Source organism: Streptomyces coryli (assembly GCF_011044975.1).
GTDB classification, from domain to species: Bacteria; Actinomycetota; Actinomycetes; order Streptomycetales; family Streptomycetaceae; genus Streptomyces; species Streptomyces coryli.
Map to the genome: position 1 here is coordinate 1 of NZ_JAAKZV010000279.1, position 9,627 is coordinate 9,627.

Below are 9,627 nucleotides of genomic sequence, written 5' to 3' on the forward strand. Positions count from 1 at the left end.
GGGTGGGAATGACCACGGCGAAGTCGGTGGCGTTCACGCGTACACCCGCCCCCGGCGGACCGCGAACGCCCCGAGCGCGAGGAGATCCACCGGCGCCGAGCCGAAGCATTCGAGGGCGTCCCGCGGATCGTCGGCCAGGGGCCGTCCCGCGGTGTTGAGGCCGGTGTTCACCACGACCGGCAGCCCGGTGCGCTCCTCGAACGCGGCCAGTACGCGGGCCACTTCGGGCGCCGCCTCCGCGTCGACGGTCTGGGCGCGGGCGGTGCCGTCCTCGTGCACCACGGCCGGCATGCGGTCACGCCACTCGGGCGCCACCTCGTGCGCGAAGTGCGGGTACGGGCTGGGCAGCGGCCCGTAGCCGAAGATCTCGGCCGCCCGGTCGGCCGTGACCATGGCAGCCAGCGGGTGGAACTCCTCCCGCCCCTGTATCGAGTTGAGCCGGTCCAGGTTCGCGGCGTGTCCGGGATGCGCGAGCAGCGACCGGTGGCCGAGCGCCCGCGGCCCGTACTCGCTGCGGCCCTGGAACCACGCCACCACCCCGTTGTCCGCCAGCTCCTCGGCGACGGTCCCGGCGATGTCGGCGGGCTTCTCGTACGGGACTGCCGCCCGCCGCAGCCACGCCTCCAGCTCGTCGTCGCTCCAGCCCCGGCCCAGATCCGCGCCGGGCACCGGACGGATCTCGTCGCCCGCACCGGCGGCCACATGCATTGCCGCGCCGAGCGCCGTGCCCGCGTCGCCGGCGGCGGGCTGCACCCACACGTGCTCGTACGGACCCTCCGCGGCGATCCGGGAGTTGGCGCCGCAGTTCAGCGCCACCCCGCCGGCCAAGGCCAGCGCCGTGCCGCCCGCGCTCGCGTGCAGCCAGCGGGTCAGGTCGAGCAGCGCGTCCTCCAGGCAGGCCTGCACGCTCGCCGCCAGGTCGGCGTGGTCCTGCGTCCACGGCTCGGCGGGCTGCCGCCGGGGCGCGTACGCCTCGAAGGGGACGTCGCGCGCCGTGAAACCGCCGTCCTCGCGGGCGTGCAGAAAGTGCCATAGGTCCTCGCGGAAGCGCGGCTTGCCGTGGGCGGCGAGCGCCAGCACCGTGTCCTCGTCGCTGCCACGCAGAAAGCCCAGGTGCTCGGTCAGGTCCTCGTAGACCAGGCCGAGGGAGTCCGGCAGCGGCTGGGTGTGCAGGCTGTGCAACTGCTGCCCGCGGTAGCGCCCGGCCAGGTGCGAGGTGGACTCGCCGCGGCCGTCGCAGACCAGCACCGCCGGGTCGTCGTGCGGTCCGGCGAGCGCGGCGGAGGCGGCGTGTGCGATGTGGTGCGGCACGAAGCGCACCTGCTCGGGGCCGAGTCCCGGCAGCGCCTCGGCGATGAAGGCGGGGGCCTCGCGGGCGTAGCGCTGCCGCAGGTGGTCCCACGGGTCGTCGAGGCCGAGCCGCCAGGACGGTTCGGCGAGCGCGGGGTCGTAGGAATACGCGACGAGGTCGATGTCGCCGGGGGTGAGCCCGGCGTGCCGCAGGCACCAGGCGGCCGACTGCCCGGGCAGCTCCCAGGCCGCGAACGGCACCGGGCGTTTGCCGTGTTCGCGCCTGGAGAACCGTTCCTCCTCCGCGGCGGCGACGGTCTCGCCGTCGATCACGAGGGCGGCCGCGGGGTCGTGGAAGAGGGCGTTGATGCCGAGGACGCGCATGGGGTGCTCCGTACGTGAAAATCGAGTGGGGGGTTCAGGCGGCCGCCTCGGCGAACCAGGCGATGGTCCGGCGCAGCCCTTCCTGTTCGCCGACCCGTGGGTGCCAGCCGAGCCGCTCGCGGGCGAGCGCGGTGTCGGGGCAGCGCACCTCCGGGTCGTCGGCCGGCCGCGGCCCGAACTTGATCGCCGAGTGCGAACCGGCCGTGCCCACCACCCGTTTGGCGATCTCGAGGACGGAGGTCTCGTCGCAGCCGCCGATGTTCACCGGTCCGCGCAGGTCGGAGGCGGCGAGCGCGAGAATGCCGTCGATCGTGTCGTCCACGTAGCAGAGTGACCGGGTCTGGCTGCCGTCGCCCGCGACCGTGACCGGGGCGCCGTCGAGCGCCTGCCGGATGAACGCGGGCACCGCGCGGCCGTCGCCGGGGCGCATCCGCGGGCCGTACGTGTTGAACAGCCGCACGATCGCGGTGTCGGTGCCGCGGGCCCGGTGGTGGGCGGTGGTCAGCGTCTCGGCGAACCGCTTGGCCTCGTCGTACACGCTGCGCGGGCCGACCGGGTCGACGTTGCCGTGGTAGCTCTCCGGCTGCGGGCTGGTCTCCGGGTCGCCGTACACCTCGGAGGTGGAGGCGAGGACGAAGCGGGCGCCGTGCCGGGCGGCGAGCTCCAGCGCGTGCCGGGTGCCGTCGCTGCCCGCGGCCAGGGTCTCCAGCGGCAGCCGCAGATAGTCGGCCGGGGCGGCGGGGCAGGCGAAGTGCAGCACCAGATCGAGGCCGTCGCCGGTCGGCAGCCGGTCCAGGGCGCCGGGCTCGGCGACATCGGCGTGGACGAAGTGGAAGGCCGGATCGGACCGCAGATGCGCGATGTTGCGCAGCGTGCCGGTGGACAGATTGTCCGCGCAGATCACCTCGGCGCCGTCCGCGAGCAGCCGCTCGCACAGATGGGACCCGAGAAACCCTGCCCCACCCGTCACCAGAGCGCGCTGCCGCCGCATTGCACATCCCCTTACCCATCGCTGCCGCGTCTGCGTCCGAGTACCCGCATTCGCCGCCGTACGCCGGCGAATCACCGCGGCCGATCCGGGCACCCGGAGCGCGAGCAACCACCTGAGGAGAGGCAGCAATGAAGGCAGTCACCTGGCACGGCAAGCGCGACGTCCGCGTCGAGGACGTCCCCGACCCGGTGATCAAGGAGTCGACGGACGCGGTGATACGGGTGACCTCGACCGGGCTCTGCGGCTCCGACCTGCACCTGTACGAGGTGCTCACCCCCTACATGACACCCGGCGACATCCTCGGCCACGAGGCGATCGGCATCGTCGAGGAGACCGGCTCCGCGGTGCCGGATCTCGCGCCCGGCGACCGCGTCGTGGTGCCGTTCCAGATCGCCTGCGGGCACTGCTGGATGTGCGGCGAGGGACTGCCGACGCAGTGCGAGACGACGCAGTGCGTCGATCAGGGCACCGGCGCCCCGCTGTTCGGCTATTCGAAGCTGTACGGCTCGGTGCCCGGCGCGCAGGCCGAGTATGTGCGGGTGCCGCAGGCCCACTACGGCCCGATCAAGGTGCCCGACGGCCCGCCCGACGACCGCTTCCTCTTCCTCTCCGACGTGCTGCCGACCGCCTGGCAGGCGGTCAAGTACGCCGAGGTGCCGCCCGGCGGCACCCTCGTCGTCCTCGGCCTCGGCCCGATCGGCAACATGGCCTGCCGGATCGCCCAGCTGCAGGGTGCAGGCCGGGTGATCGGCGTGGACCTGGTACCCGAGCGCATCGACCGGGCCCGCGCGGACGGCGCCGAGGTGCTCGACCTGAGCGCCTTCAAGGACGCGGACGACCTCATCGAGACGGTCCGCACCCGCACCGACGGCCGCGGCCCCGACTGCGTCATCGACGCCGTCGGCACGGAGGCGCACGGCAGTTCACCGGCGCGCGCCGCCCAGCAGGCCGCGGCCATGCTGCCGCGGGCCTGGGGCGCGAAGCTGAGCGAGAAGGCGTCGGTGGACCGGCTGGCGGCGCTGCGCACCGCGATCGCGATGGTGCGGCGCGGCGGGACGGTGTCGCTCAGCGGCGTCTACGGCGGCGCCGCCGACCCGCTGCCGCTGGTCACCTTCTTCGACAAGCAGATCCAGCTGCGCATGGGCCAGGCCAATGTGCGCCGCTGGTCGGACGACATCCTGCCGTTCCTCGCCGACGACGACCCGCTGGGCGTGGACCGCTTCGCGAGCCATCACCTGCCGCTGGACGAGGCGCCGCGGGCGTACGACATCTTCCAGCGGAAGGCCGAGGGCGCTTTCAAGGTGGTGCTGCAGCCCTAGCGGCGGCCCTAGCGGCCCTCGGCTACGCCCGCTTGGCCGGGATCAGCGCCACCGGGCAGTGCGCGTGGTGCAGCACCGCGTGCGTGACCGGGCCGAGTTGCATGCCGAGGCGGCGCGGATTGCGGTGGGCCGTCAGGACCAGTACGTCGGCGTCGCGGCTCGCCTCCACCAGCACGCCGGCGGTCGGGCCGCACTCCTCGTCGGCGGCCACCGGGACGTCCGGATACGACTCCCGCCAGCGCGCCGCGGCCGCCCGCGGCACCGCCTCGGCGGCCCGCCGGCCCTCCTCCGCCTGCTCCTTGGCCCGTACGGCATCGGCCGCCGGCATCCCGCCGAGCGGGGCAGGCGCCATCCAGGCGTGCAGCAGCCGCAGCCGGGCCGCGCGGCGGGCGGCCTCGGCGTAGCCGAAGCGCACCGCGTCGTCGTCCCCTTCGTCGCCCTGCAGCCCGACCAGCACCTCGCCGCGCGGGGCGGCGAGGTCCGTATCACCGCGGACGACCAGCAGCGGGGACTCGCAGTGCGCGGCCACCCGCAGGCTGACCGAGCCGAGGACCAGCCCGGCGAAGCCGCCGTGGCCGCGGGTGCCGACGACGGTCAGGGTCGCCCCCGCACCCGTGCGCAGCACGGCCCGCCACGGGGCCTCCCCGCTCAGCGTGGCCAGCACGTTGAGGCCCGGCCCCGCCTCGCGGGCGCGCTCGGCGGCGGCCTCGACCTGCTGGTGGGCGGCGGGGTTCGGCGAGTGGTACGAGCCGGGCGGCGGCGCGGCCAGGCCGGTCACCGGCGGCGGCGCCCACGGGTCGGCCATCACCACCTCGAGGTCGGCGCCCCTGCGCGCCGCCTCGGCCGCGGCCTGGTCCAGCGCGCGCTCGGCGGGCGCGGAGCCGTCGTAGCCGACGACGACGCGGCCGTGCAGGGCCGGAGGGTCCTCTTCGATCATGGTGGACTCGTCCCTTCCGTTCAGCGGTTGGGCGCGGCCGCGCTGATCTCGCCGAGCGCGGACTCCGGATCCCGGCCTACGGCCAGGTCGCCCAGCGCGACGATGCCGACGACCTCGCCGTCCCGCACCACCGGCAGTCGGCGCAGCGCGTGCTTGCGCATCAGCTGGACGGCCAGCACGGCCGGTTCATCGGGGCCGACGGTGACGAGGTCGGTGCTGCACGCCGACATCACCGTCGTCTCGCCCGGATCCTTGCCCTCGGCCATGACGCGGACGACGAGGTCGCGGTCGGTGACGACACCGCGCAGCTCCCCGCCCTCGGTGACAAGCACAGCGCCGATGTCCTCGGCCCGCATTCGATGGGCGACCTCGGTCACGGCGGTCAGGGCGCCCACGGCGACGGGAACGTTGGTCATGACGTCGCGGACCTGCTGGTCCATGGCGGCGCTCCTTCCTGAAGCGGCGTATCTCTGCGCGCCTGCCGAGTACCCCGGCGCCCGGGGGGTACGCGCCGCTCAACCATGCCGCGAAGGAGGCCTGTTGTGGATCTTCAGATCGTCAACGCGAGCCCGAAACACCGCCCGGCACCCCTGGTCACGCCGCCCCCGTTCGGCTACCTCTACCTCACCGCGAGCATCGCCCCGCCGACCGCCCGCCGCCCCGTACCGGCCAGGTCGCAGGAGCGCCCCCGGGTGCTGCTGCACGTCAAGGAGGCGGTACGGGAGCTGCGCCGGCTCGGACCGGTCGAGCGCGCGACCGTCTACCGGACCGTCGTGGCACCCCCGCCGCGGGACTTCGCGCGGTCGTCAGGCGTGAAGCCGGCCCGCTTCGACGTGGCGGTGCTGGTGGAGTCGAGCAACCCCGGCGATCTGCCGGCGGTGCGGGACAGCGGCCCGTACAAGGAGCTGTCGAACATCCTCGGCGCGGCCGCGACCGACGTGCGGGAGACGCCGGCGCGGTGCGCGAAGGCCATCGCGGACGTCGACAAGTCGCTGCCGGGGCTGTTCCTCTTCAACCACTTCGTCGCCGAGGACCCGGCCCTGGCGATGGAGCTGTGGGACCACCTCGCGTCGTGGTTCATGGACCACGCCGGGGTCGACAACTCCACGGTCCTGGAGCCGCTCGAGCCCGGCGAGGCCGACTTCGCCTTCGTCAACCACGCACGGCTGAAGGGGCCGCTGCCGTACTACGCGCTGCGACAGTTCGCCACGCCCAGCTTCCGCAGCTTCGTGACCGGCAACCTGCTCGCCAACCGGACCGGCGCGATGCCGGTGCTGTGCCGGGCGGTCTGAGGGTCACCTGGTCCCGCGCGGCCGGACCAGGCCGGCGTCGTACGCGAGGATCGTCGCCTGCACCCGGTCGCGCACGCCGAGTTTGGTGAGCAGCGCGTTGACGTGCGACTTCACCGTGCCGGTGGTGACGCCGAGGCCGTCCGCGATCTCGGCGTTGCTCCGCCCCGCGGCGATCTCGCCGAGCACCTCGCGCTCCCGCGCGGTGAGGCCGTCGAGCAACCCGGGGTCCGCGTCCGGCGTGGTGGTCGCGAAGGCGTCGATCAGCCGGCGGGTGACGGCGGGGGCCAGCATGCCATCACCGGAGGCGACGACGCGGATGCCGGCGAGCAGCTCGTCGGCGCGGGCGTCCTTGAGCAGAAACCCGGAGGCGCCGGCGCGCAGCGCGTCGTGGACGTAGGCGTCCTGGTCGAAGGTGGTCAGCACCAGCACCCGCGGACCTTCGCCATCGGAGGTGAGCAGCCGGGTCGCGGTCAGCCCGTCCATCCCCGGCATCCGGATGTCCATCACGACGACGTCCGGGGCGAGTTCGCGCGCCCGCTCGACGGCCTCCGCCCCGTCGCCCGCCTCCGCGACCACCTCCAGGTCCGGCTCCGCACCGATGATCGCCGCGAAGCCCGCCCGCACCACGATCTGGTCGTCCACGACCATCACTCGGACAGTGATGTCGCCACCTCCTTCTTCGTCTTCATGACCTCTTCCGGTACGGAGTCCGCCGGCTCGCTGCGCAGCGCGGCCAACAGCTCCCGCATCGCCGCGAGTCCGTCCCTGGCCCGCTCGGCGGCGCCCGCCAGGTCCTCGTCCCCGGCCCGCTCCACGACCGCGTCGGCGTGCCGCAACACGTCGCCGCGCAGCTCCTCGGCGATCCGCCGGCGCTCCTCGGCGGCCTCGGCGACGGCGGCCCGTACCGCCTCGGCGAGGGCGTCGTCCTCGCGGACGCGCACGCGGGCGCGGCGGGCGCGGGTGAGGACGCCGAGCGCCCAGACCAGGGCCAGCGGGAGGGCGAGAATCAGCCCGAACAGCCCCGAGAGAAAGGCGATGAACAGCAGGTCCCCGCTGTCTTTTTCACCCAGATCGAGCAGCACCGCGCCGACCGCCCCGAGCCCGGCCGCGGCCGCCCCGATCCCGGGCCAGGTCCGCCGCGCCCGGCCGGCGAACGCGCCCACCGCATACAGCGTCACACCCTCCGCGATGCCGCTCCCCACCGCCAACGGCCAGGCCGTCACCGGCTCCAGCCACCCGAGCGCCAGACCGAGCGGCGTCGCCCAGGCGGCCGCCAGCACGGCACCCAGCACGGGCCACGGCGCGGTCCGCCGCCACAGCAGGGGGAGCGCGAGCATGATCGCCGCCAGGGCGATGGCGGGGGTGATGGCCGGCTTGTCGGTGAGCACGATGAACACCGGGAGCGCGGCTACGGAGGTGACGATCGCGGCATCGCGTGGGGTTGCGGCCGTCGTCGTACGAAGCGGCTGCCGCCGGACCGCGGGGGTGGACAGGGGCAGTTGGGCGTGTACGGCCCAACCGCCGCCTTCGCGCGGGCCGGACCGGAGCGAGCCGCCGAGAGCCAGGGCCCGCTCGCGCATCCCGGCCGTGCCTCGGCCGGAGCCGAGCCTTCGCAGGGGCGCGTGGGCGGCGCCTGCGCCGGCATCCGGGCCTCCGCCGGCATCCGCACCCGCACGCGCGCTGGCACCCGCACCCGCACCTGAGCCTGTGCCCGCAGCCGCGCCCGCGCCCGCGTTCCCGTTCCCACCCGTGCTCGCACCCGCACCCGCGCCCGTGTCCTCGACCTCAAGCCGTACGCCGTCATCCCGCAGCCCCACCCGCACCTCGACGCCCGCCCCGGGCGCATACCGCAGCGCGTTGGTCAGCGCCTCCCGTGCGATGCCGAACCCCGCCTCGGCGACCTCGCCGCCGAGGCCGGCCACCTCCGGCTCGAAGCGCAACCGCACCGGCTGGCCCAGCCGCTCGAAGCCGGCGGCGAGCGCCGCCAGCCGTTCCTCGAGACCGGCCTCATCCGCCTTCCGCGACCCGTCCATCACCGTGACCAGGCGCTCCAGCGCGCCTCTCGTGGCCCGCCCGCCCTCGGCCGCGGCCGCGAGCGCCTGGGCGGTCAGCTCCGGCCGGGTGCCACCCAGCCGTCCCGCGGCCTCCGCGGTGACGACCACGGAGGTGAGGTGGTGGGCGCTCACATCGTGCAGCTCGCGCGCCAGCCGCTGCCGCTCGGTGAGGACGGCCCGGCCCCGTACGGCCTCGGCGCGGCGCAGCTCGCCCGCGGCGGCCCGGCGCCCGGCCAGCCAGCGCCGCCGGCTGCGTCCGGCCGCGGCGACGGCCAGGCACAGGGCGAGGGAGAAGACCAGTTCCCCGATGGCGGTCAGCGAGAACCCCGAGTGCTCCACCGCCCCCACCGCGTTGCCGGCCAGCAGCCCGGCCACGACCAGCAGCGTCGTCCGGGACGAACGGTGCACGGCCACGGAGTACAGCGCCACGAACGCCGCCAGCGCGGCCACGACGCTCGCCCCCTCGGGCAGCGCGAGCCCGGCGAACAACACCCCCTCCGCCACCCCCGCCGCGACGACGGGAAAGCGGCGGCGCAGCCCGAGCGCCGCGGTGAAGGCGACGGTGAGCAGCACGCCCGCCCAGGCCTGCCACGGCTCGACCGCATCCCCCTCCTGCAGCGGCCGCAATGGCCAGATGAACAGCTGCTGCGCCATCAGCAGCGCGGGCAGCAGCCAGTCCCGTAGTCCCCCCATGGCGCTAGATCATACGGACGGCGGCCCCCGCCAGAAGAGGGAGCGAACCAGCCCGGAATCTATCGATGGTTGGAGCCCCGTTTCGTGCCGCCGCCCGACGCCCGGGCCCGTACCGGACGGAAGCCTGGAGGCATGACCACAACGACGAACGACACCGGGGCCGCGACCATGACCGAGACCGCGCCGGACACGTACCGCAGCACCTTTCGCCGCGCGGCGGCCGAGCTGACGCTGGTCCACGGAGTGTGGCTGCTCTGGCGCTGGCTGCGCGGCTGGGAGGAGGTGGCGGTGAGCCCGTACCACGTGCTGTTCGCGACGGTCCTCTACGGGGTGTGGCTCGGCGGCGCCGGCTTCCTCCGCTACAAGGGCGGCAGCGCCGCCCACCGGACCTGCACCCTCACCGCCGCGGCAACGGCGGTCCTCTCCTTCACCGCGATCGTGACGCTCGAACCATCCCGCACCGGCAACCCCTTCGCCCTGCCGGTCTGGGTCATAGCCCTGCTCCTGCTGACCGCGGCGGGCATCCTGCACCTGTCACAGCGCAGGGCAGACCGACCCTCCTAGGGCCGCTGCCGGACCCCGTCCGTCAGCCAGTCGCGGACGCGGTCGGCTATGCCGGCGCCGGGGGCCAGGAGCTTGTTGAACGGGGGCTTGTCCGGGGCGTGGG

General features: G+C 74.6%; 9 protein-coding genes. 3 read left to right on the plus strand and 6 right to left on the minus strand.

Annotated features, from left to right (window positions below; genetic code table 11):
• Nucleotides 1–33 precede the first annotated feature (33 nt).
• The gene (locus G5C51_RS36095; RefSeq protein ID WP_165244102.1) at nucleotides 34–1,674 is read right to left on the minus strand and encodes a carbamoyltransferase family protein; all 1,641 of its coding nucleotides are present in this window, start codon (nucleotides 1,672–1,674) and stop codon (nucleotides 34–36) included.
• Nucleotides 1,675–1,708: 34 nt separating this feature from the next.
• Entirely contained in the window at nucleotides 1,709–2,665 is a 957-nt protein-coding gene (locus G5C51_RS36100; RefSeq protein WP_165244104.1) for an NAD-dependent epimerase/dehydratase family protein, read from the minus strand.
• Nucleotides 2,666–2,793: 128 nt separating this feature from the next.
• Between G5C51_RS36100 and G5C51_RS36105 the strand changes: the two genes are divergently transcribed.
• A complete protein-coding gene (locus G5C51_RS36105; RefSeq protein ID WP_165244106.1) occupies nucleotides 2,794–3,984 on the plus strand; it encodes a zinc-dependent alcohol dehydrogenase in 1,191 nt (396 codons plus the stop codon).
• Between the two features lie 22 nt (nucleotides 3,985–4,006).
• Here G5C51_RS36105 and G5C51_RS36110 read toward each other — a convergent pair whose 3' ends face one another.
• Nucleotides 4,007–4,921, minus strand: a complete 915-nt coding sequence (locus G5C51_RS36110) for a universal stress protein (RefSeq protein ID WP_165244108.1) — start codon at nucleotides 4,919–4,921, stop codon at nucleotides 4,007–4,009.
• Between the two features lie 20 nt (nucleotides 4,922–4,941).
• Complete coding sequence (locus tag G5C51_RS36115; protein WP_165244110.1) at nucleotides 4,942–5,361, minus strand: CBS domain-containing protein; 420 nt, start codon at nucleotides 5,359–5,361, stop codon at nucleotides 4,942–4,944.
• A gap of 102 nt (nucleotides 5,362–5,463) precedes the next feature.
• Here G5C51_RS36115 and G5C51_RS36120 point away from each other — a divergent pair, with 102 nt between their 5' ends.
• The gene (locus G5C51_RS36120) at nucleotides 5,464–6,213 is read left to right on the plus strand and encodes a hypothetical protein (protein WP_165244112.1); all 750 of its coding nucleotides are present in this window, start codon (nucleotides 5,464–5,466) and stop codon (nucleotides 6,211–6,213) included.
• A 3-nt stretch (nucleotides 6,214–6,216) separates the two neighbouring features.
• On the opposite strand, the gene G5C51_RS36125 is transcribed toward G5C51_RS36120, so the two are convergent.
• Both G5C51_RS36125 and G5C51_RS36130 read right to left on the minus strand, forming a co-directional pair.
• Entirely contained in the window at nucleotides 6,217–6,876 is a 660-nt protein-coding gene (locus G5C51_RS36125; RefSeq protein WP_165244118.1) for a response regulator, read from the minus strand.
• On the minus strand, nucleotides 6,861–8,960 hold the full coding sequence (locus tag G5C51_RS36130; protein ID WP_165244114.1) for a sensor histidine kinase: 2,100 nt from the start codon (nucleotides 8,958–8,960) through the stop codon (nucleotides 6,861–6,863). The genes G5C51_RS36125 and G5C51_RS36130 overlap by 16 nt, the downstream gene beginning before the upstream one ends.
• Before the next feature lie 132 nt (nucleotides 8,961–9,092).
• On the opposite strand from G5C51_RS36130, the gene G5C51_RS36135 reads away from it, so the two are divergent.
• Nucleotides 9,093–9,524 (plus strand): hypothetical protein, encoded by a 432-nt coding sequence (locus G5C51_RS36135; RefSeq protein WP_165244116.1) that lies wholly within the window; start codon nucleotides 9,093–9,095, stop codon nucleotides 9,522–9,524.
• Nucleotides 9,525–9,627: the final 103 nt, after the last annotated feature.

Bases quoted from the DNA above. Each gene is read 5' to 3' on its own strand.
- G5C51_RS36095 (WP_165244102.1), bottom strand. From the start codon at position 1,674: ATGCGCGTCCTCGGCATCAACGCCCTCTTCCACGACCCCGCGGCCGCC.
- G5C51_RS36100 (WP_165244104.1), bottom strand. From the start codon at position 2,665: ATGCGGCGGCAGCGCGCTCTGGTGACGGGTGGGGCAGGGTTTCTCGGG.
- G5C51_RS36105 (WP_165244106.1), top strand. From the start codon at position 2,794: ATGAAGGCAGTCACCTGGCACGGCAAGCGCGACGTCCGCGTCGAGGAC.
- G5C51_RS36110 (WP_165244108.1), bottom strand. From the start codon at position 4,921: ATGATCGAAGAGGACCCTCCGGCCCTGCACGGCCGCGTCGTCGTCGGC.
- G5C51_RS36115 (WP_165244110.1), bottom strand. From the start codon at position 5,361: ATGGACCAGCAGGTCCGCGACGTCATGACCAACGTTCCCGTCGCCGTG.
- G5C51_RS36130 (WP_165244114.1), bottom strand. From the start codon at position 8,960: ATGGGGGGACTACGGGACTGGCTGCTGCCCGCGCTGCTGATGGCGCAG.
- G5C51_RS36135 (WP_165244116.1), top strand. From the start codon at position 9,093: ATGACCACAACGACGAACGACACCGGGGCCGCGACCATGACCGAGACC.